17 protein-coding genes and 1 pseudogene are annotated in these 26,563 nt (G+C 73.0%); 12 read left to right on the top strand and 6 right to left on the bottom strand.

Features of this window, described 5'->3' with window-relative positions; translation table 11 throughout:
* Window positions 1–30: 30 nt before the first annotated feature.
* Complete coding sequence (locus ACFKCF_RS24765; RefSeq protein ID WP_394497084.1) at window positions 31–1,263, bottom strand: alkyl sulfatase dimerization domain-containing protein; 1,233 nt, start codon at window positions 1,261–1,263, stop codon at window positions 31–33.
* Window positions 1,264–1,707: 444 nt separating this feature from the next.
* Between ACFKCF_RS24765 and ACFKCF_RS24760 the strand changes: the two genes are divergently transcribed.
* The 8 genes from ACFKCF_RS24760 to ACFKCF_RS24725 all read left to right on the top strand — a co-directional run bounded on the left by ACFKCF_RS24760 (window position 1,708) and on the right by ACFKCF_RS24725 (window position 16,777).
* Window positions 1,708–7,041, top strand: a complete 5,334-nt coding sequence (locus ACFKCF_RS24760; protein ID WP_394497082.1) for an amino acid adenylation domain-containing protein — start codon at window positions 1,708–1,710, stop codon at window positions 7,039–7,041.
* 81 nt (window positions 7,042–7,122) lie between these two features.
* Window positions 7,123–8,628: an AMP-binding protein gene (locus tag ACFKCF_RS24755; RefSeq protein ID WP_394497080.1), complete on the top strand. Its 1,506-nt coding sequence runs from the start codon at window positions 7,123–7,125 to the stop codon at window positions 8,626–8,628.
* Window positions 8,625–10,124 carry a condensation domain-containing protein gene (locus ACFKCF_RS24750; protein WP_394497078.1) on the top strand — a complete coding sequence of 500 codons (1,500 nt, stop codon included), beginning with the start codon at window positions 8,625–8,627 and terminating at the stop codon, window positions 10,122–10,124. The genes ACFKCF_RS24755 and ACFKCF_RS24750 overlap by 4 nt, the downstream gene beginning before the upstream one ends.
* Window positions 10,118–10,357 (top strand): phosphopantetheine-binding protein, encoded by a 240-nt coding sequence (locus tag ACFKCF_RS24745; RefSeq protein WP_394497076.1) that lies wholly within the window; start codon window positions 10,118–10,120, stop codon window positions 10,355–10,357. The genes ACFKCF_RS24750 and ACFKCF_RS24745 overlap by 7 nt, the downstream gene beginning before the upstream one ends.
* Window positions 10,358–10,365: 8 nt before the next feature.
* On the top strand, window positions 10,366–11,649 hold the full coding sequence (locus ACFKCF_RS24740) for a condensation domain-containing protein (RefSeq protein WP_394497074.1): 1,284 nt from the start codon (window positions 10,366–10,368) through the stop codon (window positions 11,647–11,649).
* Window positions 11,646–11,822 carry an MbtH family protein gene (locus ACFKCF_RS24735; protein WP_394497073.1) on the top strand — a complete coding sequence of 59 codons (177 nt, stop codon included), beginning with the start codon at window positions 11,646–11,648 and terminating at the stop codon, window positions 11,820–11,822. Before ACFKCF_RS24740 ends, ACFKCF_RS24735 begins: the two co-directional genes overlap by 4 nt.
* 15 nt (window positions 11,823–11,837) lie before the next feature.
* The gene (locus ACFKCF_RS24730; protein WP_394497071.1) at window positions 11,838–13,709 is read left to right on the top strand and encodes an amino acid adenylation domain-containing protein; all 1,872 of its coding nucleotides are present in this window, start codon (window positions 11,838–11,840) and stop codon (window positions 13,707–13,709) included.
* On the top strand, window positions 13,706–16,777 hold the full coding sequence (locus ACFKCF_RS24725; protein WP_394497069.1) for an amino acid adenylation domain-containing protein: 3,072 nt from the start codon (window positions 13,706–13,708) through the stop codon (window positions 16,775–16,777). Before ACFKCF_RS24730 ends, ACFKCF_RS24725 begins: the two co-directional genes overlap by 4 nt.
* On the opposite strand, the gene ACFKCF_RS24720 is transcribed toward ACFKCF_RS24725, so the two are convergent.
* Genes ACFKCF_RS24720 through ACFKCF_RS24710 form a run of 3 tightly spaced genes read right to left on the bottom strand, consistent with a single transcriptional unit; the run spans window position 16,767 to window position 19,863 of the window.
* Window positions 16,767–17,948 carry a 2-oxo acid dehydrogenase subunit E2 gene (locus ACFKCF_RS24720; RefSeq protein WP_394497067.1) on the bottom strand — a complete coding sequence of 394 codons (1,182 nt, stop codon included), beginning with the start codon at window positions 17,946–17,948 and terminating at the stop codon, window positions 16,767–16,769. The two genes, ACFKCF_RS24725 and ACFKCF_RS24720, sit on opposite strands and share 11 nt — an antisense overlap.
* Window positions 17,945–18,946, bottom strand: coding sequence for an alpha-ketoacid dehydrogenase subunit beta (locus tag ACFKCF_RS24715; protein ID WP_394497065.1), 1,002 nt, complete (start codon window positions 18,944–18,946; stop codon window positions 17,945–17,947). Before ACFKCF_RS24715 ends, ACFKCF_RS24720 begins: the two co-directional genes overlap by 4 nt.
* Window positions 18,947–18,951: 5 nt before the next feature.
* Window positions 18,952–19,863 (bottom strand): thiamine pyrophosphate-dependent dehydrogenase E1 component subunit alpha, encoded by a 912-nt coding sequence (locus tag ACFKCF_RS24710; protein ID WP_394497064.1) that lies wholly within the window; start codon window positions 19,861–19,863, stop codon window positions 18,952–18,954.
* A gap of 258 nt (window positions 19,864–20,121) precedes the next feature.
* On the opposite strand from ACFKCF_RS24710, the gene ACFKCF_RS24705 reads away from it, so the two are divergent.
* Window positions 20,122–21,537, top strand: a complete 1,416-nt coding sequence (locus ACFKCF_RS24705) for a condensation domain-containing protein (RefSeq protein WP_394497062.1) — start codon at window positions 20,122–20,124, stop codon at window positions 21,535–21,537.
* Between the two features lie 10 nt (window positions 21,538–21,547).
* On the top strand, window positions 21,548–22,840 hold the full coding sequence (locus tag ACFKCF_RS24700) for a condensation domain-containing protein (RefSeq protein ID WP_394497061.1): 1,293 nt from the start codon (window positions 21,548–21,550) through the stop codon (window positions 22,838–22,840).
* Between the two features lie 33 nt (window positions 22,841–22,873).
* On the opposite strand, the gene ACFKCF_RS24695 is transcribed toward ACFKCF_RS24700, so the two are convergent.
* Together ACFKCF_RS24695 and ACFKCF_RS24690 are read right to left on the bottom strand one after the other, a co-directional pair.
* Complete coding sequence (locus ACFKCF_RS24695; protein ID WP_394497059.1) at window positions 22,874–23,683, bottom strand: ABC transporter permease; 810 nt, start codon at window positions 23,681–23,683, stop codon at window positions 22,874–22,876.
* Between the two features lie 20 nt (window positions 23,684–23,703).
* Window positions 23,704–24,927 (bottom strand): ABC transporter substrate-binding protein, encoded by a 1,224-nt coding sequence (locus tag ACFKCF_RS24690; protein ID WP_394497057.1) that lies wholly within the window; start codon window positions 24,925–24,927, stop codon window positions 23,704–23,706.
* On the opposite strand from ACFKCF_RS24690, the gene ACFKCF_RS24685 reads away from it, so the two are divergent.
* Window positions 24,917–25,642, top strand: coding sequence for an ABC transporter ATP-binding protein (locus ACFKCF_RS24685; RefSeq protein WP_394497055.1), 726 nt, complete (start codon window positions 24,917–24,919; stop codon window positions 25,640–25,642). The two genes, ACFKCF_RS24690 and ACFKCF_RS24685, sit on opposite strands and share 11 nt — an antisense overlap.
* Before the next feature lie 2 nt (window positions 25,643–25,644).
* Window positions 25,645–26,563 (top strand): annotated as a pseudogene (locus tag ACFKCF_RS24680) (TIGR03560 family F420-dependent LLM class oxidoreductase).

Below are 26,563 nucleotides of genomic sequence, written 5' to 3'. Positions count from 1 at the left end.
CCCGCCCTTCGGCGCCGCTCGGGCCGGCTCTCACGAGCGTCGCCCGGACTCGGTGGCGGCCCAGGTGAAAATGCCCTTCGCCATGAGGGACAGTTCGCCGGCCGCCCTGGCGGAGAAGACCTCCGCGCGTACGCGATGCACCCCCGCGTCCTCCGGAGCCGCAAGGGCGGCCATTTCCGCCAAATGACCGGCCAGTCGCTCGTCGCCTTCGGAAAGGGCCTTGAGGGCCGCGTCCGCGAGGGCCTGCGCCCCGCCCGCCAGCTCCGCGACCGATTTCGCCAGCACCGCCTCGGGAGCGGGCTTCAGGTGGGCCGGGTTGCCGTCGTACCAGCCGCCGTAAAGGCGCCACAGATTGCGTACGACGAATTCCGGCTCGTCGTAGCGCGCCCGCAGATAGGGACGGTCGGCGAGATGCTCCGGCGCCTTCACGGAGTGGACGATCTCGTCGAGCCGGGCGCCCGCGTTGAGCAGTTCCAGGGTCTGCGTGATGAGCGACTCCAGCCATTCGGCCGTCTCCAGCAACGCCTGCCGGATGCGGTCGCGGCCGAAGACGGGGGCGCCGTGGCCGGGGAGCATGATCTCGGCGTCCATGGCGGCCATCCGGCGCAACGCGTGCGCCCATTCGCGGGGATAGCGCTGCGCCTTCTGCGGATTGCCGCAATTGGGGGTCACCCAGATGAACAGGTCGCCGGGCAGCAGCAGTTTGTGCTCGCGCACGTAGCCGATGGTCCCGTCGTCGGTCTCGCCCTTGGCGTGCACGAGGTCGAACGTGAGCCCGCCGCGCCGCACGGTCAGCGCGTCGGCGTAGGTCACGTCCGGATGGCGGTAGCCGGTGGGCCAGCGGAGCCCGGCGGCCTGGAACTGCCGCTGGTTAATCACCGAGTTATAGCCATTTGTCAGCATATATCGGTCGAATCGGTCAACAACTGCTTTGTGGGCATAAATCGTGGCTCGCGGGCCCGATTCCTCGAACGACCCCGTTCCGAAGACGTGGTCGACGTGCCCGTGCGAGTAGAACGCCGTGGTCAGCGGCGCCCGTGTCCAGGCCCGGACGTCCTCGTGTAATTGCGCCGCCGAGAACGTGCTGCCGGTGTCGAACAGCACCAGCTCACCCTCGGTCTCGAACGCGGTCACATTGCCGAATCCCGGCCACCACCCGACACCGTCGGCGATCGGCTGAATGCCCTTGCCCTGCATGCCCGCGTCCACGACGCTGTCGGCCGATTCGCCGCGCCACACGCGCTCGGCGTAGTCGATAATCATGGGCCAACCCTGCTTCTAGAACCTCATTCTAGGCAAGGGTTTCGCGGCAGGATCCCGCCCTTCGACGCGTGCGCGGGCGGGGGTGAAAGGGTGCAGGCGGTCGGCTTTCTTGCAGGCGCAGGTCAGAGATGATGACACGTTGTGGGAGCGCTCCCAGAAATATGACGAAGATGTTTCCGAACTGTCAAGGACCCGAAAGACGGGGTGTCCGGAAAAAGGGGAGTGACGTGCTCACATGGCGAAGGGTTCTTGTTAGACCACGCTGGGCATCCGGAAATGCGGATCTAGCCCTTGACCTCGAAGGAGCCGAAACCTAGCCTCCCTCGTGGGAGCGTTCCCACGGCCTCATCAGGCTTCGCCGTTCCGGCTGCACCACATCCGCGTCATCGCCGCGGACCTCCGTACGTGTACGTGCACAACCGCGTGTTCCGAGGAGAAAGACGCGTGACCAGGAGCTCCCTTACACCTGCCAAGCAGGCCCTGCTGGAGCGTCGCCTGCGGGCGCGCGGCACCAAGGTCAGCGTTCCACGCCGTGACCCAGGCACCGCGCCGCCGCCGTCGGCCATGCAGGAGCGATTGTGGTTCCTCGAGCAGTACGCCCCCGGCACGGCCGCCTACACCGTGCCGTTCGCGGTCCGGCTGACCGGCGAACTCGACGAGAACGCGCTGGCCAGGGCCCTCACAGAGCTCACCAGGAGGCACGAGAGCCTGCGTACTAGCCTGGTCACCACCCCGGACGGCCGCCCGGAGGCGGTGGTCGCCGAGGAGCCGGTCGTGGAGTTCCGCGTGACCGACGACCCGGGCGAGATCGACGGGGAGCTGGCCCGGCCGTTCGACCTGGCCCGCCCGCCGCTGCTGCGCGCCCTGCTGGTGCGCTCGGCCCCCGAGGAAACCACGCGTGAGCACGTGCTGCTGCTCACCATGCACCATGCGATCACCGACGGCTGGTCGTGCGACATCCTGTTCCAGGAGCTGCTGGCGCTGCACGCGGGCCGGGAGCTGGCGCCGGTGCCGCTGCAGTTCGGCGACTACGCGCACTGGCAGCGTGGCCGGACCTTCGACGACGACGTGCGCTACTGGGTGTCCCGGCTGGACGGGGTGCCCGCCCTGGAGCTGCCCACCGACCTGCCGCGGCCCGCCGAGCAGCGCTGGGCCGGCGCCGCCGTGGACGTCGTCGTGGACCCCGCCCTGACCGCGTCGATCGCGGAGCTGGGCAAGGCGCACCGGGCCACCCCGTACATGACGCTGCTCGCCGCCTTCCAGGTGCTGCTCGGCCGGTTCGCCGGCCAGGACGACTTCGCGGTTGGGTCGCCGGTGTCCGGGCGGGAGCTGCCCGAGCTGGAGACGGTCGTCGGGCCGTTCATCAACACCCTGGCCATCCGGGCCGACCTGAGCGGCGACCCGACCTTCGGCGAGCTGCTCGGCCGGGTCCGCGACTCCACCCTGGACGCCTTCGCGCATCAGGCGCTGCCGTTCGACCGGCTCGTCACCGAGCTGGCCGTGGAGCGGGACGTCAGCCGCACGCCGGTCTACCAGACCATGTTCGCGCTGCAGAACTATCGCGGCCGGACCCTGGACACCTCCGGGCTGGGCGCGGAGCCGTACCCGATCCCGACCGTGGCCAGCCGGTTCGACCTGGCGCTCTACCTCTTCGAGGGCGGCGGCGGGCTGCACGGGCAGCTCACGTACAGCACCGCGCTGTTCCGGGAGGACACGGCGCGGCGGCTGGCGGGATGCCTGGAGACGCTCCTGCGGGCGGCGGTCGCCGACCCCGGGCTGCCGATCTCCCGGTTGCCGCTGCTCGGCCCGGACGAGCGGCGTCGCGTGCTGGACCTCGGGATCGCCGAGCCGGCGCCGCCCGCCGGGATCCGGCTGCTGCACGAGGTCGTCGCCGGGCAGGATCCCGGAGCGGTCGCGGTGGTCGCGGGGGACGTCTCGCTGACGTACGGCGAGCTCGGCGCCCGCGCCGACCGGCTGGCCCGGCGGCTGCGGGCCCTAGGCGCCGGGCCGGGGGAACGGGTGGCGCTCTGCCTGGAGCAGTCGGCCGGGCTGGCCGTGGCGGTGCTCGGCGTGCTCAAGGCGGGGGCCGCGTACCTGCCGCTGGACCCGGAGCATCCGCTCGAGCGGCTGGCCTACGTGGTGGAGGACGCCGGGGTACGGATTGCGGTGACCGATCCGTCCTCCAGGGGGCGGTTGCCCGACGGGCTGCTCACGGTCGGCCTCGACGAACCCGACGGTGACGAGGCGCCGGTCCCTGAGGACGTGACCCCCGACGACCTGGCCTATGTCATCTACACCTCCGGCACCACCGGAAGGCCCAAGGGCGTCGCGATCCAGCATCGGCAGGCGCTGGTCTATCTCGCGGGCCTGCGCGAGCGGCTGGGGATCGAACCCGGCGGCTCGTACGGGCTGCTGCAGTCGCTGGCCTTCGACTTCGGGGTGACGGTCTTCTACGCGTGCCTGATGACGGGCGGGACGCTGCACATCATCCCGCCGCGCACGGCGGGGCACGAGCTGGCCGAGTACGTCCGGGACGCGGGCATCGACCATCTCAAGATCACCCCGTCTCACCTGGCCGCGTTGCAGGCCGACGTGCTGCCGCGCAAGCTGCTGATCCTCGGCGGCGAGGCGGCGCCTCGCGACTGGGCGGAGGAGCTGGCCGCGTCCGGGCGCTGCCGGGTCGTCAACCACTACGGCCCGACCGAGGCGACGGTCGGCGTCACCACATATCCGGTCGAGGGCGCCGGAGGCACGACCACCACGCTGCCCATCGGCCGGCCGCTGCCCGGGGCTCGGGCGTACGTGCTGGACGAGCATCTGGAGCCGGTGCCGATCGGCGTGGCCGGGGAGCTGTACCTCGGCGGGGACCGGCTGGCCAGGGGCTATCTCGACCGTCCCGCCCTGACCGCGGAGCGGTTCCTGCCCGACCTGTACGGCCCGCCCGGCGCCCGCATGTACCGCACCGGCGACCTGGCCCGGCACCTTCCCGACGGCAACCTGGAGTTCCTCGGCCGCCGCGACCTGCAGGTCAAGATCCGCGGCTACCGGGTGGAGCTGGCCGAGGTCGAGTCGGTGCTCGGGCGGTATCCCGGCGTGACGTCGGCGATCGCCGACATGCGCGGCGGCCTGCTCGTGGCGTACCTCCTCGGTGAGGAACGGCCGGAGGCCGCCGAGCTGCGCACGTGGCTGGCCGAGCGGCTGCCCGACTACATGATCCCGGCCCGGTACGTGTGGCTGGACGAACCGCCGCCGCTGAAGTCGCACGGCAAGGTGGACCGGGCCGCCCTGCCCGACCCGGCGCCGGAGACGACCGGCCGGTTCGAGCCGCCTCAGACCGCCGCCGAGCAGACGGTCGCCGCCGTGTGGGCCGAACTCCTCGGTGTCACCGAGGTCGGCGCCACGGACGACTTCTTCGAGCTCGGCGGCCACTCCCTGCTGGCCATGCGGGTGGTGGCCCGGCTCAGGCAGGAGGCGCCGGAGCGGACCGTAACCGTGCTCGACCTGTTCAAGCACCGCACCGTACGGGAGCTGGCCGCGCTGCTGGAGTCGGGCGGTGACCGCCCGAGCCACCTGCTGCACCGGCTCACCCCCGCCAGGACGGCCACCTCGACGTTGGTCTGCGCGCCGTACGGGGGCGGCAGCGCCGTCATCTACCAGCCGCTGGCCGACGCGCTGCCGGCCGACTGGGCGCTGTACTCGATCGCCGTGCCCGGGCACGAGCTGGGCGAGGAGGCCCGGCCGCTGGACGAGGTCGCCGACGGATGCGTGCAGGAGATCCTCGACGGCATCGAGGGCCCGGTCACCCTGTACGGCCACTGCGGCCTCGGCGTGATGCTGGCCGCGGAGATCGCCCGCCGGCTGGAGGACGCCGGCCGCGAGGTCGAGGCGGTCTACCTCGGCGGCGTCTTCCCCTTCGCCCGCCCCCGCGGCCGCCTCTCGGGCCTGACCGAGCTCATGGAGCGCATCCGCGGCGACCAGGCCTGGATCAACGACCTGCGCTCCGCCGGCCTGGACGTGGAGGAGGTCGGGCGCGACCAGCTCGACCTCATGGTCCGCAACCGGCGGCGCGGCACCCGGCAGGCGGAGCGGTACTTCACCCGCATGTTCGAGGAGTCCGCGGCCCCGCTGCGGGCGCCGGTGATCGCGCTGGCCGGCGAGCGCGACCCGGCGATGGAGTTCTACCAGGAGCGCTACCGCGAATGGCACGTGCTGTCCGAGCTGACCGCCCTGGTCGTGCTGGACGAGGCTGGGCACTTTTTCCTGAAATATCGGGCGGAGGAGCTGGCGGCCATCGTGACCGGCACGCACCGCGCCATCGCCGATGGCCGGGCCGAGCGGCTGGCACGCACACCGCGATCGACGTGGTGGCTGGAGGGCGTGTCCTCCGGAGACTCCCCGGCCCCGGAAACGGCCCCGGAAACGGCCCCGGAAACAGCCCGGGCGCGCCCCGGCATGGGGCGGTTCGCGCTGGTCGCGGCCGGGCAGCTGGTGTCGATCCTGGGGTCGGCGCTGACCGAGTTCGCCGTGCCGCTGTGGATCTACACGACCACCGGCTCGCTGGTGAACTTCGCGCTGTTCGCGGTGCTCGGGCTGCTGCCCGGCATGCTGGTCGCGCCGCTGGCCGGGGCCATCGTGGACCGGTACGACCGGCGCGCGGTGATGCTCGCCGGCGACGTCACCGCGGGCGGCGTGCAGCTGATCCTCGGGGTGCTGCTGTGGACCGGGAATTTGGAGATCTGGCACGTCTACCCGCTGCTCTCGTTGCTGTCGGTAGCGCTGACCTTCCAGCGGTTCGCGTACGCCTCGGCGATCCCGCAACTGGTCCCCAAGCGCTTCCTGGGCCACGCCAACGGGGTGGTGCAGCTCGTCACCGGCACGGCCCAGGTGGCGGTGCCCCTCGTGGCGGTCGGCCTGATGGCGGTCATCGGGCTGGAGGGGATCCTGGTCATCGACGTGCTGTCGTACGTGTTCGCGGCCGCGGTCGTGCTGGTGGTCCGGTTCCCCCGGAGCATGGCCTGGCGGCGGCGCGAGACGGTCATGGCGGAGATCGCCGGCGGCTGGCGGCTGACCTGGGGCAACCGGGGCTTCCGGGGGATGCTGGTGTTCTTCGCCGTCCTGAACGTGTTCCTGTCGCCGCTGTTCCTGATGATCTCGCCGCTGGTGTTGTCGTTCGCGACGCTGCAGGACGTCGGGCGGGTGTCGCTGGCGGGCGGGATCGGCGTGCTGGCCGGCGGAGTCCTGATGGCCGTGTGGGGCGGGCCGCGCCGGCGGCGGCTGCGCGGGGTGCTGCTGTTCACGCTCGCGCTGGCGGTGTTCTGCGTGATCGTCGGCGTGCGGGCGGATCTGGTGGCGATCGCCGCGGGGGCGTTCGGGATGTCGCTGTGCCTGACGCTGCTCAACGGGGTGTACGCGACGATCATCCAGGTCAAGGTGCCCCAGCGGTTCCACGGGCGGGTCATCGCGCTCAACACGCTCGTCGCCTGGTCCACGCTGCCGATCGGGTTCGGGCTGGTGGCGCCGTACGGGGCGACGGTGCTGGAGCCGCTGATGGCGCCGGACGGGCCGCTGGCCGCGACGGCGGGGGCGCTGCTCGGGACGGGGGAGGGGCGCGGGATCGGGCTGATGTACGTGGCCTTCGGGCTGGCCATCGCGCTGATCGCGGTGTGCGCGATGCGGGTGCGGGTGCTGGCGCGCTTCGACCGCGAGGTGCCCGACGCGCTGCCCGACGATCTCGTCGGCATCGAGGAACTGCGGCGCCGTGCGGGAGGCGAGTCGTGATCGTTCAGGAGTCGCGGCGGCGCCGTGCGGGAGGCGAGTCATGATCGTTCAGGAGTCGCGGCGGCGCGCCGGAGGTGAGTCGTGATCGTTCCGGAGCTGCTCGCCAGGCGGGCCGCGGAGGAGCCCGAGCGGGTCGCGCTGGAGGTCGCCGGGGGTGGCACGCTGACCTTCGCGGAATGGCAGGCCCAGGTGGACTCGCTGGCGCGCGGGCTGGTCCGGCGCGGGGTGCGGCGGGGCGACCGGGTGGGACTGCTGTTCGGGGCCGAGAACTGGACCGACTTCGCCGTGGCCTACTGCGCCGCGCAGCTGGCTGGCGGGGTGGCCGTGCCGATCTCCGACCGGTTCGCGCCGGCCGAGGTGGCGTACATGCTGGAGCACTGCTCGGCGACCGGCGTGCTGCACGCCGGCAAGGGGCCGGGCGCGCCGCCGGACGGCGGGTACTGGAGCGCCGTGCCGGCCGAGCTGGAGCCCGGTTCCCGAGAACCCGAGCCGCCGGGGCCGGGGGATCTGGCGCAGATCCTCTACACCTCCGGCACCACGGGCCGGCCCAAGGCGGTGGCCGCCACCCACGCCAACCTCACCTACGGCAGCGCCACCCGGGCCAATCGCCGCAGGTTCGGGCATTCGCAGCTGCTGCTGCACGCCTTTCCGATCGGCACCAACGCCGGCCAGGCCATGCTGATCAACGCATTGGACGCGCGTCCGGCGGTGCTGACCCTGGCGCGGTTCACCCCGGGCAGGTTCGCCAGGCTGATCGAGTCCCGGCGGGTGGGGACCGTGTTCCTGGTGCCGGCGATGGCCCTTGAGCTGCTCAACGCCGGGCTGCACGAACGGCACGACTTCTCCGGCGTCGTCCTGCTCGGGTCGGCGGCCTCGGCGCTGCCGGCGGCGCTGTGCGCGCGGCTGGCGGCGGCCTTCCCCAAGGCGACCGTGACGAACTACTACACCTCGACCGAGGCGGCGCCCGCCCAGACCGTCATGATCTACGACCGCTCGCGGCCGGCGGCGCTGGGCCGGCCGGCGCTCGGCAGCGGGCTGAGGATCACCGGCCCCGACGGCGAGCCGCTGGCGACCGGGGAGACGGGGGAGATCTGGCTGCGCTCTCCCGCCGCCGCGCGCTCGTACTACCGGGACCGGCAGGCCAGCGCGCACACCTTCCGGGACGGTTGGGTGCGGATGGGCGATCTGGGCTACCGCGACGCGGACGGCTACCTGTATCTCGTCGACCGGGAGAGCGACGTCGTCAAGTCCGGGGCGTTCAAGGTGTCGACCGTGCAGGTGGAGGCGGCGCTGCACGAACATCCGGACGTGGCCGAGGCGGCGGTCACCGGCGTGCCGCACCCCGTGCTGGGCACCGTGCTGGCCGCCGCCGTCGTGCCCCGTTCGCGGGCGCCGCTCGTGACGGAGCTGCGGGCCTTCCTCATGACCCGGTTGGCCGCGCACGAACTGCCGGCACGAGTGATCTTCGTGGACCGCCTGCCCCGGAACCACTCGGGCAAGGTCGTCAAGTCCGGCCTGCGCGATCTGCTGAAGCAGGCGGACTCTGTGATGGAAACAGGCTCTGTGGAGAAAGAAGGCGGGAGATGACCGGATCGTGGCCGGCCTCCCCTGCGCAGCAGGGGATGTGGCTCACCGAGCGGGCCGGGGTCGCCGGGCGGGCCTTTCACATGCCGCTGGCCGTCTGGCTGGACGGGCCGCTCGACGTCGTGGCGCTGGAGGAGGCGTGTGAGGAGGTGGCGCGCCGGCATCCCGTGCTGGGCGGCGTGCTCGCCGAGGACGGTGGTGAGCTGCGGGTGGTCGCCCATGGGGTGCCGCCGATGCGCGAAGGCGGCGACCTTGAGGAGGAGCTGGCCGGGCCGGTCGATCCGGTCGGAGGGCCCGCGGCGCGGTTCACGCTGATCCGGGAGGACACCAAGCGGCATGTGCTGCTGTTCCAGGCCCATCACGCGGTGTTCGACGGGGAGTCCAAGGACATCCTGCTGCGGGACCTGGCCTCCTGGTACGGGGGCGCGGCTCCGGTGCCGCTGGTGCTGACGCACCCGGAGGTCGCCGTCCAGCAGCGGGTCAGGCTCGCGGACGCGCTGCCGGACGCGCGGCGGTACTGGCAGGACCGGTGGCAGGACCAGCGGGAGCTGCACCTGCCCGGCCTGAGCGGCGTGTCCGTGGCCGCGGCGCCCGGCTGCGCCCTCGACTTCGTCGTCGAGGACCTCGGCGGGCTCGCCGAGCGGCTGGAGGTCACCCGTTTCGAGGCGGTGACGGCCGCGTTCGTCGCGCTGCTGCGCGCGTACGGCAACGCGCGGCCCGCGGTCGGCGTGGATCTGTCCACGCGGACCGAGCGGAGCCGGGACCACGTGGGCGCCTTCGTCAACGAATTGCCCGTGATCGGGGCGCCGGAGGCGGGCACGTTCGGCGAGTTCGCCCGGAGCCTGCGGGCCGAGCTGCGGCGGCTGTACCGGCATCGCGAGGTGCCGCTGGCCAGGGCCGTGGACGGGATCGGCCCGCGCGCCGCGCTCACCCCCGTGTCGCTCAGCTACCGCCGGCGGCCGGAGACGAGCCCGCTGTTCCCCGGGCTGGGCGCGTCGGTGGAGTGGATGATGTTCAACGGCTGGGTGCGCAACACGCTCCACCTGCAGATCGTCGATGACCAGGCGGGCACGGCGGCGCGGCTGCAGTACAACCCGGCGCTCCTCGACCCGGCGGGGGCCGAGCGGATCCGGGGGGACCTGGCCGCGCTGCTGGCGGCGGTCGCCGCGGATCCGGAGGCACCGCTGGACCGGCTGCCGCTGCCCGCCGCCGTGCCGGCGGCGTCCGTGATCAGCGCCGGCACGGGAGCGGACGGGCCGGTGCCCGCCGATCTCGTACGGGAGATCCAGGCCATCTTCGCCAAGGAGCTCGAACTGGACGACGTGGAACCCGACGACGACCTGTTCGATCTCGGCGGCCATTCCCTCACGATCACCCAGATCATGGCCAGGGCCCAAGAGAGGTTCGGCGTGGAGCTCTCCTTCGAGCTGTTCATCGACGACGCCACCGCCACGCGCGTCGCGGCGGAGGTCGCCAGGCTGCGGGAGCAGGCATGCTGAGGGAGCGCGTGGCCGCGCTGGTGGCCGAGGCCAGCGACGGCGAGCTCACCACGGCGGAGGTGCTGGCGGCCGACTGCTCGCTGACGGCGCTCGGCCTCACCTCGCTGGGCTACATCCGGCTGATCGACGCGATCGAGGAGGCGTTCGGCCTCGACGTCGAGTTCGACGGCGGCCTCGACACGCTCGACGGGCTGGTCGAGCACCTGTCCCGGTTCGTGGGCCGCCCGGCATGATCGGCCCCGTGACGGTCGAGTTCACCGGCGCCAGGTCGGGCCAGGGGCCGCTCACCTGGGGCCAGCGGGCGATCTGGCGGCTCACCGAGTGGCTGCCCGCCGGCGACCCGTACTTCAACATGCCGTGGGCCCTGCCGGTGCACGGCAAGCCCGGCCTGCCGGCCGTCCTCGCCGCCCTCGCGCGGCTGCTCGAACGGCATGAGAGCCTGCGCACGAACTGGCTCCCCGGCCCCGAGCAGGCCGATATGGTGCAGCGGGTCGCCGGGCGGGGGCGGCTGTCGGTCGAGCTGGTCGACGCCGCCGGCTCCCGGCCCAGGCTGCTGGCCGGGGAGATCGCCGCCGACCTCGCGGCCAAGGGCTTCGACTACGCGGACGAGCTCCCGGTGCGCTGCGCCGTCGTCATGGACGGCGGCAGGCCGCGCGCGGTGGCGTTCGCGTTCACGCACATGGCGGTGGACGGGCGGGCGCTCGACGTCATCGCCGGCGAGTGGCCGCGGCTGCTGTCCGGGGAGCCGCTGCCGCGCGACGTGCCGCAGCCGCTCGACCTGGCCGCCGAGGAACGTTCGCCCGAGGGCGCGGCGCGCGGCGAGCGGGCGCTCAGACACTGGCGGGCGGCGCTGGAACGGATGCCGCGTCCGCTGTTCGCCGCGCCGCCGGGCACGCCCGAGGAGCCCAGGTTCGTCAAGCTCGGCATGGAGTCGGCGGCGCTCGGCGCGGCGGCCACCGGGCTGGCCGCGCGCTGGGGGGTGAGTACCAGCAGCGTGCTGCTCGGTGCGTACGCGACGCTGCTGTCCCGGCTGACCGGCCGCGGCACGGTCGCGCTGCAGCTCATCGTGGGCAACCGGCACGATCCCCGGCTGGCGCCCATGGTGGCCACCCTCGTCCAGGACGGGATCTTCGTCCTGGACGTGGCCCCGGGCGCGCCGCTCGCCGAGGTGGTGCGGGCCGCGCACCGGGGGGTGCTGGCGGCGTACCGGCACGCCCGTTACGACCCGGCCGCCCAGCGGGCGCTGATCGACGAGACCGGGCCGCCGCCCACCGCCTACTTCAACGACGTACGGGTCGCCGCGGGCTGGCCCAACCTGCCGCCGAACCCGCCCGCGACCCCCGGCCGGATCTTCCCGGTGGGGGCCTGGCCGGAGGTGGACGCCGAGGTGTTCTTCACCGCCGGGCCCGCCACCCATACCTGCCGGCTGGACCTGCTCGCCGACACCTCCCTCCTGCCCAGGGAGGCGATCGAGGCGACGCTGCGCGAGATCGAGACGCTACTGGTCAGCGAGGAGAACACATGAGTGCGGAGACGCGGGTGGTCGTCAACCACGAGGAGCAGTACTCCGTCTGGGCCGCCGATCGCGAACTGCCGCCCGGCTGGTCCGACGCGGGGTTCGCGGGCACCCGGGAGGAGTGCCTGGCCCACATCGAGACCGTCTGGACGGACATGCGCCCGCTCAGCCTGCGAAACTGAAAGGCGATATCGACGTTGAGTGACGACACGACGCCGCCCCCGCGCAGTTCTGCGAACGGGGGCGCGGGCACCCTATGGCGGTGGCTGGACAAGGCTCCCGACGCGGTGGCCGTGACCGGCTCCGACGGTCAGGTGACCTACCGGGAGCTGCACCGGCGCGTCGAGGACCTGGCCGCCGTGCTGCGCGGACACGGCGTCGGCCCCGAGGCGCCCGTGGGGCTGTGCATGGAGCGGACCACCGGGATGCTCGTGGCGATGCTCGCCGTGTGGACGGCGGGCGGGGCATACGTGCCGCTGGACCCGGCCTTTCCCGCCGAACGGCTGCGGATGATGCGCCAGGACGCGGGCATCGGCCTGGTGCTGACGCAGGCGGGCGTCGATCCCGCGCTTTTGGACGACGTTCCCATTGTTCTCACGCTCTCGCCCGGGGGCCGGCCGCTGAGCGGCGCTCCCGCCCCGTCCACCGGGGTTCCGGCCGATGGGGGACGGCTGGCGTACCTGATGTTCACCTCGGGGTCCACCGGCCGCCCGAAGGGGGTGGCGGTGCCGCATCGGGCCGTGGCGAACCTGCTGGAGTCGTTCGCCGAACTGCTGCCGATCGGGCCGGAGGACCGGTGGCTGGCCGTCACCACGCTGTCGTTCGACATCTCGGTCCTGGAACTGCTGCTGCCCCTGTACACGGGAGGCCGGGTGGTGATCGCGGCCACCGGCGAGGTCTCCGACGGCTGGGCGCTGCGCGAACGCGCCGTCGCCGAGGGAGTCACGATCATGCAGGCGACGCCGGCGGGCTGGCGGATCCTGCTGGAGTCCGGGGGAGTCCCCGCGACGATCAGGACCCGGTTGTGCGGCGGCGAGGCGCTGCCCCGCGATCTCGCGGACGCGCTGCTGGCCGACGGCGCCGAGCTGTGGAACGTGTACGGCCCCACCGAGACCACCGTGTGGTCCACGGCCGGCCGGGTGCGGCCGGGACCCGAGGCCGTGGACCTCGGCTCACCCATCGGGCGGACCCGGATCCACCTGCTGAACGCGAACGGGACGCCGGTCGCCGACGGGGAGGCCGGCGAGCTGCACATCGGCGGCGCGGGGGTCGCCCGGGGATACCACGGGCTGCCCGGCCAGACGGCCGCGCGTTTCCTGCCCGACCCGTATGCCGGCACCCCCGGCGCCCGCATGTACGCCACGGGTGACCTGGCCAGGATCACGCCCGACGGCCGGCTGGAGTACCTGGGCCGCGCCGACCAGCAGGTCAAGGTCCACGGGTTCCGCATCGAGCTGGGCGAGATCGAGGCCGTCCTGCGAGCGGCCGCCGAGGTCAAGGACGCCGCGGCCGCCGTCCGCGACGGGCGGCTGGTGGCCTACCTGGTCCCGCGGGAGCAGGCCGTGGACTGGGCCGCGCTGCGCGAACGGCTGCGCGCCTCGCTCCCCGACTACATGATCCCGGTCCGGCACACGACCCTGACGTCCCTGCCGCTCACCCCCAACGGCAAGCTCGACCGGGCCGCCCTGCCCACCCCGTCGTGGACGCGCCCCGGCACCGCCGCCTTCCGCGCCCCGGCCGCCGGGGTCGAGTCCGACCTCGCCGAGATCTGGGCGGGGGTGCTCGGCGCCACCGAGCCCATCGGCGCCGACGACGACTTCTTCGAGCTCGGCGGCCACTCCCTGGCCGCCACGCAGCTCATCGCCAGGGTCCAGGCCAGGTACGGCCTGGAGGTGCCGATCGTCGTGCTGTTCGAGCATCCGACGATCGCCGGGTTCGCCGCCCGGCTCGACGACCTGGACGACGCCGAGCTCAGCCTGGCCGACGTCGCCGCGCTGCGCGACCAGCTCGACGGTCTCAGCGCCGAGGAGCTCCAGGGGCTGTTCGACGACCTGGCGGCCGGGTCATGAGGGCGCCGCTGTCGCCCGCGCAGGAGCGGCTCTGGATGCTCCAGCGGCTGGAGCCCGGCGACGCCTCGTACACGATGTACCTGGTGCGGCGCCTGCGCGGCCCGCTCGACCGCGACGCGTTCACCGCTGCCGTCGGGGCGCTCGTGGCCAGGCACGAAAGCCTGCGGACCGCCTTCGCGGAGGAGGACGGCACGCCCTGGGCGGTGGCCGGACCGGTCGGCTGGGCGCCGCCGATCGAGTGGCCGGCGGCGGCCGAGGAGCAGGTGGGCGCGCTGGTCGCCGAGCGCACCAACGCCGCCTTCGACCTGGCCGCGGGCGTCCCGCTGCGGGTCGCCGTCATCGAGATCGCCCCGGACGATCACGTGCTGTGCGTGACGCTGCACCACATCCTGGCCGACGGGCACTCCCTGGAGATCATGCTCGACGACCTGGGCGAGTACTACGCCGCCGCCGTGGAGGGCCGCCCCGCCCGCCTGCCCGACCTGCCCATCCGCTCCAGCGACTACGCCCGCTGGCAGCGGCGCAGGGCGGACAAGGCCATGCCGTACTGGACCGAGGCGCTGGCCGCGCCGCCGGTCACCGAGCTGCCCTTCGCCCGTCCGGGAGCGCGCGCGGCCGTCCGGGAGGGCGGCTATCACTGGGTACGGCTGGGCGCGCGGCACCTCGCCGAGGTGGAGCGGCTGGCCGTGGCCCACCGGGCGACCCCGTTCATGGTGCTCATGGCGGCCTACCAGGCGCTGCTGTTCCGGCACAGCGGGCAGCGGGACATGGTGGTCGGCACCGTGGTCGCCGGACGGGACCGGGTCGAGCTGGAGCGGATGGTCGGCTACCTCACCCAGACTCTGCCGCTGCGCGGCGACCTGGAGGGCGATCCGACGTTCGCCGAGCTGCTTGGGCGCGTCAAAGGCGTGGTGCTCGACGCGATGGGCCGGCCCGCGCCGCTGCTGGAGCGGCTGGCGCGCGGCGTCGAGACGCTGCTGCCGACCGTGTTCATCATGCAGGACTACGCCGCCGGGCAGGACCGGGCGTACGGGGGAGTCCGGGTGTCGGACTTCGAGGGACGCCACGAGCAGATCGTGGTGGATCTGATGGTGGAGGTCTGGCCGGCGGGGGACGAGCTGGCGATCTGCTTCGGCTACGACGGCGCGGTGTTCGAGGCCGAAGAGGTGGCGACGCTCGCCGAGCGCTACCTGACGCTCCTGGCCGGGGCTGTGACCAGGCCGGACACGCCGATCTCGCGGCTTCCCGCGTGGACCGAGCGGGACGAGAAGGCGATGGCGGAGCTGGCCGACGGTCCCGCCGAACCCGTCGCCGACGGGGTGCTGGAACTGGTGGCGGACGTGGTGCGCCGGACACCGGAGGCGGTCGCCGTGCGCTGCGGCGATCAGGTGGTCTCGTACGCGGAGCTGTGGGACCGGGCCGGCGCGCTCGCCGGCGCCCTGCGGGAGAGCGGCGTCCGGGAGGGCGACGTGGTGGCCGTGCGGCTGGCCCCGTCCGCCGAGGTGCCCGCCGAGGTGATCGCCGCGCTGCTGGGCGTGTGGCGGGCGGGCGCCGCCTACCTGCCCCTGGACCCCGCCGACCCGCCCGCCCGGCACGCCGACTCCATGGCCGCCGCGGGCGCCGCCTGGCTGATCGGCGAGGACCGGGTGCGCGCCGTGGCCGAGGGGAGCGCGGCCAAGGGCCCAGTGAAGGGAATCGCCTACGTGATGACCACCTCGGGGTCGGCCGGGCTGCCCAAGGCGGTGCTCGTCGAGCATCGTTCGGTGGCCGCCAGGGTGGGATGGATGCGGCGGGAGTACGGCCTGGGGCCCGGGGACCATGTGGTGCAGTTCGCGTCGCTGAGCTTCGACACCCACGTCGAGGAGATCTTCCCGGCGCTCGCGTCAGGGGCGACGGTGCTGCCGCTGCCCGACGGCCCCGCGAGCCTGCCCGACCTGCTGGCGGGGCCGGACGGGCGCCGGATCACGGTCCTGGATCTGCCGACCGCGTACTGGCACCGGCTCCTCGAGTCGCCCTCGGAGGTGGCCTGGCCGCCCGCGCTGCGGCTGGTGATCCTCGGCGGCTCGCAGGCCGACGGGGCGGCCGTGGCCCGGTGGCAAGCGCTGTGGCATCGCGACGGGCCCGGGGTCCGGCTGGTCAACACCTACGGGCCGACGGAGGCCACGGTCATCGCGACCTGGGCCGAGCTGGACGGGACCGACCCCGGCGGGCGCCCGCCGATCGGCCGGCCGCTGTCCGCCACGTCGGTGCGGGTGCTGGATGCGCGAGGCGAGCCGGTGCCGCCGGGCGCGGCGGGCGAGCTGACGATCGGCGGCGCCGGGGTGGCCCGCGGATATGCCGGGCTGCCCCGCCGTACCGCCGCCGCCTTCGAGCCCGACCCGTACGGCGAGCCCGGCGCCCGGCGCCTGCGCACCGGTGACCGGGCGCGGTGGCGCTCGGACGGGCAGCTGGAGTTCCTGGGCCGCCTGGACGACCAGGTCAAGGTACGCGGCGTGCGCATCGAGCCCGGCGACGTGGAGGCCGCCCTGCGCGAGCACCCCGGCGCCGGGCAGGTGGCCGTGACCGCGCGCGGCGAGGACCTGGTGGCGTACTTCACCGGCCCCGCGGCCCCCGCCGAGCTGCGCGCGCACGCGGCGGGCAGGCTGCCGCGAGGCTTCGTGCCGACCCGGTGGTCACGGCTGGCGGAGCTGCCGCTCACCTCCCGGGGCAAGCTCGACCGGGCCGCGCTGCCCGAGCCTGACCGGGTCACCGGGACGGACTACACGGCGCCGCGCACCGACAGCGAGGCGCTGGTCGCCGAGATCTGGGCCGAGGTGCTCGGCCTCGAACGGGTCGGCGTACTGGACGATCTGCTGGAGCTGGGCGGGCATTCCCTGATGACCACCCGGGTCGCGGCGCGGCTGCGGGCGATGCTGGAGGTGGAGGTGCCGATCCGGGTCGTGTTCGGCTGCGGCACCGTGGCCGACCTCGCCGAGGCCGTCGAGGACCTGCTGATCGAGGAGATCGACGCGATGAGCGAGGAGGAGGCGCGGCGCGCCCTGACCGGGCCGCCCGTGCTCAGGGAGTGATCGTCCTGCGGATGGCGTTCAGGAACATCGCCGCCTCCCGCCCGTTCACGAGGCGGTGATCGAACGCCATCCCCAGGGTGACCGTGGTGCGTTTCACGATATTTCCGGCGGAGTCGAGGGCGAACTCGTGCTGCGGCGCGCACAGCGACAGCGCGCACGTCTGCCCGGGGAACACGATCGGCACGGCGAGGAGCACGGCGGCGTCGGTGTGCAGGGTGACGACGATGTTCCCGCCCGCCAGGTCGTCCTCGCGGAAGGCCGCCTGCGACGCCTTCGTCCGGTACGCCGTGAGCCGCTCCGCGATCTCCTTGAGTGACAGGCGGTCGGCGTCGCGCAGCACCGGGACGTACAGGCCGTGGCCGACGTCCACGGTGACGCCGACGTTGGGGCCCGGTGAGGGGCGCACGGCCGGCTCGCCGCCGGGCCCGTCCGCCTCCACCAGCTCGGCGAAGCACATCGGGAACCGCCCGTGCAGCGACGCGACCGCCGAGACCAGCAACTCGGGCAGCCCGATCAGGGCCCTGGCCTCCTTGCTGAGGGCGCGGGCCCGGGCGATCGCGGGGCCGGCGTCCAGCTTCACGGCGGTGAAGGCGGCCGGGATCGTGTGGTGGGAACGGGTGACCGCGGCGGCCACGGCCCGCTGAACGGCCGGCAGCGGCCGCGTGTCGTCGGTGCCGGTCTCCAGCAGGGCCAGCACGTCGGCGCGCTTGATCACCTTCTTGCCCAGCGCGCGGATCCGCGCCGGGTCCACGCCGTGCTCGTCGATCAGCGCCTGGGCGGGCGCGGTGACGATCGGCCCGAAGCCGTCGCCGGCCGCGCCGGCCGCGCCGGGTGCGCCGGGTGCGCCGGCCGGCGCAGGCGCCGAGCCGGCGGCCGCCTGCGGAGGTGCCGAGCCGGCGGCCGCCGGACCGCTCTCGATGGCCGGCGGCGGGGGCGCCGAGCCGTCGGAGATGTGCGCGATCACGTCCCCGGGCCGGCAGGTCGCGCCGGTCTCCGCCGTCCGCCGCAGCACGCCGTCGGCCTCGGCCATCAGCTCCTCGGCCGCCTTGGAGGTCTCCAGGACCACCACCGGATCGCCCTTCACCACCCCGGCGCCGTCCTCGGCCAGCCACTCGACCAGCAGGTACTCGGTGTCGTTGTTGTTGAGCTTGGGCACGCGCAGCTCGGTCAAGGCAGGAGCTCCTGTACGGCGCGGACGATCGCGGTGTCCTGCACCAGCACGTCACGCTCGAGATGGGCGGCCGCCGGGATCACCCCGGCCGCCGAGTGGACGAGGGACACGGGACGCCGCAGGCGCCCCCAGAGCCGGCCGTGCACCTGGTGCGCCACCTCGGCCCCCCAGGTGCCGCCGGCGGTGCTCTCCTCGGCGACGACCACGGCGCCGGCCCGCTCCAGCAGCGGCGACAGCGGGGTCACGTCGAAGGGGTACAGGCGCCGGGGGACGAGCAGCAGACAGGTGATCTCCCGCTCCAGCAGCAGGGTGCGCATTGCGGCCAGGGCCCGGTGCGCCAGCCCGCCCGGTGCGATGATCACGCAGTCGGCCTGCTCGGGGTCGTCCACGTACACCCTGGTCACCCCGCCGGCCCCGGGCAGCACGTCGTACCGGAACAGGTCGTCGGCGACCCCGCCGCCGAAGAGCTGCCGGGTGTAGAGGATCTTGTCCTCGAACAGCAGGCACGGCTCGCCGAGCGCGAGCATCTCGTCGAACAGCTCACGATGGTCGTCGAAGGGGGACACCTCGTACACCGCGAGACCGGGCACGCCGATGAAGTGCTTCTGCAGGCTCTGGCTGTGCGTGGGGCCGTAGCCGCGACCGCCCCCGGACGGGCAGCGCACGATCAGCGGCAGTCGCAGCGGTCTGCCGTACATGGAGACCGACTTGCCGGCGAAGTTCACGATCTGGTCGAAGGCCAGGGCCACGAAGTCGGAGAACATGATCTCGACGATGGCCTTGCCGCCCGCGAGGGCCAGGCCGCCCGCCACGCCGACGATGCCGTTCTCGCTGATCGGGGTGGCCAGCACCCGGCCGGGGAAACGGGTGGACAGCCCTTTCGTGATCTTGAAGGCTCCGCCGTACGGGTCGAGCACGTCCTCGCCGAGCACCCGCACGGACGGATCGTCGGCGAGCACCTCGTGCAGCGCCCGGTTGAGGCTCTCCGCGACCCGCATCGCCCTCAGCCCTCCCACGCCGACAGCGGCCGCCCGAGCACCTCGCCGGCCACCACCTCGATGAACGCGCGCGCCTCCGCGTCCATGCGGGCGAAGCGCGGGGAGGCGTCCTGGCGCGGGTACCAGTCGTGGTCGCGGGCGCGCCGGATCTCCTCGGCGGAGCGGGTGTCGTCGCCCTTGCTGTGGGGCCCGATCCGGTGCGTGGCGAACTCCACCACCAGCGGCCCCGCGCCCTGTCTGGTCCGCTCGAACAGCGGCCGCAGCGCGTCCCGGATCTCCTGCGGGTGCCGCGAGCCGACGTGCAGGAACCGGCACCCGAACGCCCGCGCCCGATCCTCGATCGTGCCCGCCAGCTGCGCCGACGTCGGCGTGGTCTGCGCGATCCCGTTGTTCTCGGTCACCACGACCAGCGGCAGCCGCCAGAGGGCCGCCATGTTGAGCGCCTCGTACACGGCGCCCTCGCCCCAGGTCCCGTCGCCGATGTAGGCCAGCGCCAGCGCGCCGGGCTCGGCGTCCCGCAGGTGCAGGGCCACGCCAGTGGCGACCGGCAGGCTCTCGCCCTGGATGCCGGTGGACAGGTAGCGGCCGGACAGGATGTGCTGGCTGCCGCCCACGCCCCCGCAGACCGCGCCCTCCCGCCCGGTGATCTCGGCGAGCAGTCCGTACGGATCCCGGAACCGTGCCAGGTAGTGGCCGTGCCCGCGATGGTTGCTGAAGACGTAGTCCTGCTCGCCCAGCAGCGGGGTCACCGCGACCGGCACGTACTCCTGCCCCAGGCAGGTGTGGGTGGTGCCCTGCACGAGCCCCTGGCCGAACAGGTCGAGCAGCTTGCGTTCGAAGTGCCTGATCAGCAGGAGCAGCCCGAGGTCGTCGTCGGACAGGTCCTCCGTGATCTCTTCCAGCAGTCGTTCCGGCACGATCGGCACTCCTTGAGAGGGAAGGGTGATTTGGGAGCGCTCCCATCGATTCTATCGATCACTGTGGGGGGCGGCAACGGTCGGACGGCGAGCTTGCCAGACTGTCAAATGGCGAGAATGAAGGGCCTGTGCCACGTGTACTGATCGCCCACCGTCCGCTTTCGACCACTCAGGGTCGCGGTGAGGGATCTTGACCTGCCTCCGGCGCGAAATCTAGGCTTGGTTGGGAGCGTTCCCAACTTTCGAGGTGACCCCTGCGTGAGCCCCGACCTCGAGCGCGAGAAGCTGCGCCGGCGCCTGGCCGCGCTGCCCCCCGAACGCCGTGCGGCCCTGCGCAGGTCGCTGCTCGGCGGCCGGGAGCAGCGCACCTGGCCGCTGTCGACCGGGCAGGAGCGGCTGTGGTTCCTGCAGCGCTTCGACCCTGACGACTGCGCCTATCACATCACCTGGCCGGTACGGCTGCGCGGCCCCGTCGACGAGACGGCTCTCGCCGCGGCGTTCACCACGATCGCGGCCAGGCACGAGGTGCTGCGCACGCGCTTCGTGCTGGACGGCGACCTGCCGGCGCAGGTCGTGGACGAGCCCGGCGAGGTGCGGCTGGACCGCCTGGACCCCGCCTCCGCCGACATCGGGCGCGCGGTCGCGGGCTATGCCGGGCGGCCGTTCGATCTCACGGCGGCCCCCGCGTGGCGGGTGGGCCTGCTGCGCCTGGCCGCCGACGACGCCGTCCTGTGCATCGTGCTGCACCACATCGTGGTCGACCACTGGTCGCTCGACGTGCTCATGCGCGAGCTCGGCGAGTGCTACCGCGCCCACCGGGAGGGCCGGGCGCCCCTGCTGGACAAGCTGCCCACGCAGTACCGCGACTTCGCCGTGGCCGAGCGGCGGCGGGCCGAGGAGGGCCGGGACCACCTGGACTACTGGACCGAACGGCTCGCCGGGGCGCCGCCGCTCGACCTGCCCCTCGACCACCCCCGCCCCGCCCGCTGGAGCGGCCGCGGCGCGAAGGCCGCCGTGGCCGTGCCGGACGCGGACGTCACCCGCCTGGAGGCCGTCGCGCGCGCTCACCGGGCCACCGCGTTCATGGCCCTGCTCGCCGCGTGGCAGGTCACGCTGGGCACGGCCGCCGGGCAGAACGACTTCTGCGTGGGCGTGCCCGTGGCCGGCCGGGACCGGCCCGAGCTGGCCCCGCTGATCGGCTACTTCTCCACCACGCTCGTCGCGCGGGCCGACCTGTCGGGGGATCCGGCCTTCGGTGAGCTGCTGCGGCGTACCCGGGTCAGCACCATGAAGGCCCTCGCCCACGCCGGAACCTCCCTGGACCGCATCCTCGGCGCGCTGCGGGTGCCCCGCGACCTGAGCCGCCCGCCGCTGTGCCAGGCGATGTTCAACCTCACCCACAATCTGCCCACCGGCGACCTGCTCCGCACCGAGCTCGGGGACCTGGCCGTGGAGGTGTGCCCGCAGCCGGACCTGGGACGGGCCCGGGTGGAGGTGTCCCTCGACCTGTACCGGGGACCGGAGGGGATCGGCGGCTGGCTGGAGTACTCGACCGACCTGTTCGACGCCGCCACCGCGCACCGCCTGGCGGAGGCGTTCGCCCGCGTGGTGAGGCGCGCGGGCGGCGATCCGGGCCTGCGGCTGTCCGAGCTGGGAGCAGCGGTCCCGAACTGAGGAGAGCGCCATGCGGCTTTCGGTGGACTTCGCCTCCGACCGTTCCGGTACGGCGGAGCTGGCGTGGGGACAGCGGGACATCTGGGGGGCCATCAAGAGGGTGGGGCCGGACGCACGCTACTTCAACGTGCCCCGGCTGCTGACCGTCCCGGGCGCGGGCGGTCCGCGCCATCCCGGGGCCGTGGCGGCCGCCGTGGCCGAGGTGGTGGGTCGGCACGACGCCCTGAGGTCCGTGGTACGGCTCGGCGCGACCGGGCCGTACCAGGAAGTGGCGGCGGCCGGGACCCTGGCGATCGAGCTGGTCGAGGCGGCACGCAGCGACGTGGACGATGCCGCGGCCGGACTTGTCGACCGTCTGGCCGGGCGATCCTTCGGCGACGGCGAGCAGCCGCTGCGCGCGGGGATCGTGGTCTGCGACGGCGCCGCCACCCACGTGGCGCTCGTGATGGATCATGTCGTCGCGGACTGGCGCGCGGCCGACGTCGTGGTGCGCGATCTGCGGATGCTGCTGCTCCGCGGAGTGCTCACGCGACCGCCGTCGGCGCAGTTGCTCGACCTGGTACGGGAGGAGGAGGCGGCATCGGCCCGTTCGGACCGGTCGATCGCGCAGTGGGAGGCGCTGCTGCGGACCGTACCGTCCGCCATGTTCCCCACCGTGGTCAGGAGTGGCGCGACGCCGAGGTTCGCGCGGGCCGTGCTGTCGTCGCCCCGGCTCGACCACGCCGCGCAGGTGCTCGCCCGCCGTACCGGCGTCAGCACCGCCACGGTCCTGCTGGTGGCGGTCGCCATGCTGCTGCGCGAGCTGACCGGGCACGAGGTGTGCGCGATCACCCCGATCGTGCACAACCGCTTCGACAGCCGGACCCGGGGCCTGGTCGCCAGCCTGAATCAGCTGGGGTTGTTCACCCTGGGCCCGTGCGGAAGCCTTGCCGAGACTCTCGTGAGCGCGTATCCGGCGGTTCTCGCGTCTTACCGGCGCGCCCGCTTCGACTCACTGGCCCTGCACGCGATGGTCGACCGGATGAGTGCCGACCGGGGCATCCCCATGTTCCCGTTCTGCTGCTTCAACGACCTGCGCCCCGGCGCGGATCCGGGTGGAGCCGACCGCGCGGACGGGGAGTCGGAGCTGGAGTGGCTGCCCGGCATGGACCAGCGCAGCTGCGACTTCTGCGTGGCCCTGATGCGCTGGAAGGGCACGCTCGGCGTGGAACTGAGCGCCGACACAGCCCGCCTGCCCGAGGGCGAGATGGCCGCCCTCCTGCACCGGCTGGAGTCCTTCGTGGTCGGCGCGGCTCACCCCTGACGGGTTGAGTCCCGCCATGGGGCCGCGGCCCGTTCAGCGCTCGGAGGTGGTCTCCCGTACCCAGGGCAGGGCCAGCCGCTCGACGAGGACCAGGACGGAGTAGAGGGCCACGCTCATCGCTCCCAGCAGGACGATCGCCGCCCAGGCGGTGGCGCTGTCGGCGATGCCGCTGTACTGGACGATCTGGTAGCCGAGGCCGCCCTCGCCGGCCTGGAACTCGCCGATGACGGCGCCGATCGCGGCCAGCGGCATGGCGACCTTCAGCCCGACGAAGATGTGCGACAGCGCGGCGGGGAGCCGTACCTTGCGGAAGGTCTGCCAGCGCGAGGCGTCCAGGGACCGGGCCAGTTCGGCGAGGTCGGCGGGCGTCGTGGTGAGGCCGGTCGCGGTGGAGAGCACGATCGGGAAGAAGGAGAGCAGGACGACCATGGTCAGGATCGGCCGCTGCCCCCAGCCGAGCGAGACGACCAGCAGCGGCCCGAGCGCGATCTTCGGCACCGCGTTGATCGCCACCAGCAGGGGTGAGAACATCCGCTCGGCCGCCCGCGAGGCGGCCAGCAGCAGCCCGATCAGCACTCCGGCGGCCACGGAGATCAGGAAGCCGGCCACCGTCTCCAGCGTCGTAGTGGCCAGCCCGCCGAGCAGCTCCGCCGGCTTGGCCCGGAAGGCGGCCAGGACCGCGGCGGGCGGTGGCAGCACCGCCGGATGGACGAGGGGGAACGCCGAGGTGATCATCCACCAGCCGCCGACCGCGACGGCGAGGCCGAGAGCGGGCCACCCCACCGCCGTGACCGCCGCACGCCCGCCGGGAGCCGCGGGTCGCGCGCCGCCTGCCTCGGCCATGTCAGTTGCTCCTCGTGCGGTCAGGGCTTCGGCGTCAGCTCGGCACTGATGAGCTGGTCGGGGGTCAGCCCGGCCGGTATGGCGCCGGCGTCCTGGAGGAGCTCGATGCTGCCGGCGACCCGCTTCGCGTCGATCGTGCCGACCACGTTGCCCGAGCCTTCCGGCCGGACGAAAGCGCTCATCAACGTGCATTCGGCGGCGGCGGGGGCGGCCGCCGATGCCGGGACGTTCTTCTGGAGGATCCGGCCGGCCTCGTCCGGGTTGTCGATGCTGTGGACGAGTCCCTTCATCAGGGCCGCGATGAAACGCCTGGCCAGATCGGGCTGCTCCTGGGCGATCTCGGTCGTGGTGATGAGCACGTTGCCGTAGAGGTCACTCATCACGTCGCTGTAGGGGAGCACGACCGCCTGCTTGCCCTTGGCCACCGACTCCACCGTCGGCTCGCCCACCACGAACTGGCCGATGCCCGCCACGCTGCCGCCGGCCAGCAGGCCGATGAGGTTCGCGGGAGCGCCGTTGACCCAGGTGACCTTGGACGCGTCGACGCCGGCCAGCTTGGCGTAGGTGGGGAAGAGGTTGCGCACCACCGAACCCGGGCTGTCGGCGAGCGTCTTGCCCTCCAGGTCCTTCGGCTTGGTGATGCCGTTGCCCTCGAGGCTGATGAGCGCGGCCATGGTGCGCTGCTGGATCCCGGCCACCACGACGACGCTCTTGGCCCCGCCGTTTCCGCGCGCCAGCATCAGGCCCGTGAGGTCGACCGGCGTGAACATCGCCGCACCGGCCTCGATCTTCGAAATGTTGTCGCCCGTGCCGCCCCCGGGCTTGATGTCCACGTCAAGGCCGGCCTCGCGGAAGAATCCTTTGTCCTTCGCGACCCAGGCGTACGAGTCTCGCCCGAAATTGCCGAACGACGTCAGATAAGTCACCTTTTCTAGTGGCTTATTACTAGAAGTTGATGTCTGTTGTTGATTGTCGGGATTGCTGCAACCAGCGGTGAATGCGCAGGTCAGAGCTAAGGTGGCGACCGTACGGGTGAGCCTGCTCATGCGCGCTTCCTTTCCTCCGGCGCCGATCGGCCCGCGTATCCAAGCCCACCAAGGGTTCCATTTCTTGTCAATCCGTATAGTCTGGTTCGACTGGATTAAAACCGCAGTCAGATGGAGAGCTGCGCGCATGATTCGGCTGGCCGGGGTTTCCCGCAGTTTCAGTGGACGATCCGGGGTCGTGGAGGCGGTGCGCGGCATCGATCTGACCGTGGCCGAGGGTGAGTTCGTCGCTCTGGTCGGCCGATCAGGATGCGGCAAATCCACACTTCTCAGGCTCATCGCCGGGTTGTTGCCGCCGACCGAAGGCGAGATCACGGTCGCCGGCGAACGGGTCACCAAGGCGCGGCGCGACATCGCGATGCTGTTCCAGCGGCCCGCGCTGCTGCCCTGGAGGTCGGTCATCGACAACGTGCTGCTTCCGGTGGAGATCTTCGGCTGGCGCCGGGCGGCCCACCGCGAGCGCGCCGTGCGACTTCTGGAGATGGCCGGGCTGGCCGGCTTCGACAGGCGCCTGCCGCACGAGCTGTCCGGCGGCATGCAGCAGCGGGTCTCCTTGTGCCGGTCGCTGATCGGCAACCCCCGGGTGATGCTGATGGACGAGCCGTTCTCCGCGCTCGACGCGATCACCCGCGAGGAACTGTCGGTGGAGCTGCAGCGCGTGCACATGGAGAACGCGTCGACGATCGTCTTCGTCACCCACTCCATCGACGAGGCGGTGCTCCTGGCCGACCGGGTGGTGGTGCTCACCCCGCGTCCAGGGCGGATCCGCGAGGTGGTCGAGATCCGCATCCCGCGCCCGCGGACCCTGGGCCGCGACGCCCATTTCGAAGAGGTCGCACGGTGCAGCGCCGATCTGCACGAGCTGCTGGTGGGGAGCGGCACGTCGGCGGTGGTCCGGGAGAGGGGGCAGTGAGCATGCGCGTGTGCGTCTTCGCCGAACCGCATCGCGGCGCCACCTACGACGACCAGCTGCGGATGGCGCGGCTGGCCGAGGACGGCGGGTTCGAGGGCTTCCTGCGCGCCGACCACTACCGGTCCATGGAACTCGAGGGCGGCCTGCCCGGCCCCACGGACGCCTGGGTGACCCTGGCCGGTCTGGCCAGGGAGACCTCCCGGATCCGGCTGGGCGCGCTGGTCTCGTCGGCGACCTTCCGGCTGCCCGGGCCGCTCGCGGTGAGCGTCGCGCAGGTGGACCGGATGAGCGGCGGCCGGGTGGAGCTGGGCCTCGGCGCCGGCTGGTACGAGCGCGAGCACACCGCCTACGGCATCCCGTTCCCTTCGCTCGGTGAGCGCTTCGACCGGCTGGAGGAGCAGCTCGCCATCGTCACCGGGCTGTGGGCCACGCCGCCCGGAGACCGGTTCAGCCACCACGGCGAGCATTACCGGCTGGTCGACGCCCCCGCCCTGCCCAGGCCGGCGCAGCGGCCCCGGCCGCCGATCATCGTCGGCGGCCGCGGGCCGAAGCGCACCCCGCGGCTCGCCGCCCGCTACGCGGACGAGTTCAACCTGCCGTTCAGGAACGTATCAGAGACCGCGCAGGCGTTCGAGCGGGCCGTCGAGGCGCAGGAACGGATCGGCCGCCATGCTCCGCTGGTGCTCTCGGCGGGCGTCGTCGTCGCGATCGGCCCGGCTCCGGGCCGCCCCGCTGCACGTGCCGAGCGCGCTGCCCCCGGAGGACCCGGTGATCGGCTCGCCCGCCCAGCTCGTCGACCGGATCGGCGAGTTCGCCGCGATCGGCGCCACCCGGGTGCATCTGCGCCTGATCGACTTCAAGGACCTCGACCACCTGGAGCTGATCGCGGCCGAGGTGTTGCCGCAACTGGGGCCTGCCTGA

Source organism: Nonomuraea sp. JJY05 (genome assembly GCF_043496855.1).
Classification (GTDB): domain Bacteria; phylum Actinomycetota; class Actinomycetes; order Streptosporangiales; family Streptosporangiaceae; genus Nonomuraea.
This window is presented reverse-complemented; position numbering and strand designations above follow the sequence as displayed.

What these genes read in the sequence shown, in the direction of transcription:
- ACFKCF_RS24765 (WP_394497084.1), bottom strand. Translation starts at nt 1,263, where the DNA reads ATGATTATCGACTACGCCGAGCGCGTGTGGCGCGGCGAATCGGCCGAC.
- ACFKCF_RS24750 (WP_394497078.1), top strand. Translation starts at nt 8,625, where the DNA reads ATGACCGGATCGTGGCCGGCCTCCCCTGCGCAGCAGGGGATGTGGCTC.
- ACFKCF_RS24745 (WP_394497076.1), top strand. Translation starts at nt 10,118, where the DNA reads ATGCTGAGGGAGCGCGTGGCCGCGCTGGTGGCCGAGGCCAGCGACGGC.
- ACFKCF_RS24735 (WP_394497073.1), top strand. Translation starts at nt 11,646, where the DNA reads ATGAGTGCGGAGACGCGGGTGGTCGTCAACCACGAGGAGCAGTACTCC.
- ACFKCF_RS24725 (WP_394497069.1), top strand. Translation starts at nt 13,706, where the DNA reads ATGAGGGCGCCGCTGTCGCCCGCGCAGGAGCGGCTCTGGATGCTCCAG.
- ACFKCF_RS24715 (WP_394497065.1), bottom strand. Translation starts at nt 18,946, where the DNA reads ATGCGGGTCGCGGAGAGCCTCAACCGGGCGCTGCACGAGGTGCTCGCC.
- ACFKCF_RS24700 (WP_394497061.1), top strand. Translation starts at nt 21,548, where the DNA reads ATGCGGCTTTCGGTGGACTTCGCCTCCGACCGTTCCGGTACGGCGGAG.
- ACFKCF_RS24695 (WP_394497059.1), bottom strand. Translation starts at nt 23,683, where the DNA reads ATGGCCGAGGCAGGCGGCGCGCGACCCGCGGCTCCCGGCGGGCGTGCG.
- ACFKCF_RS24690 (WP_394497057.1), bottom strand. Translation starts at nt 24,927, where the DNA reads ATGCCGCGCACCGCCTCCACGACCCCGGATCGTCCACTGAAACTGCGG.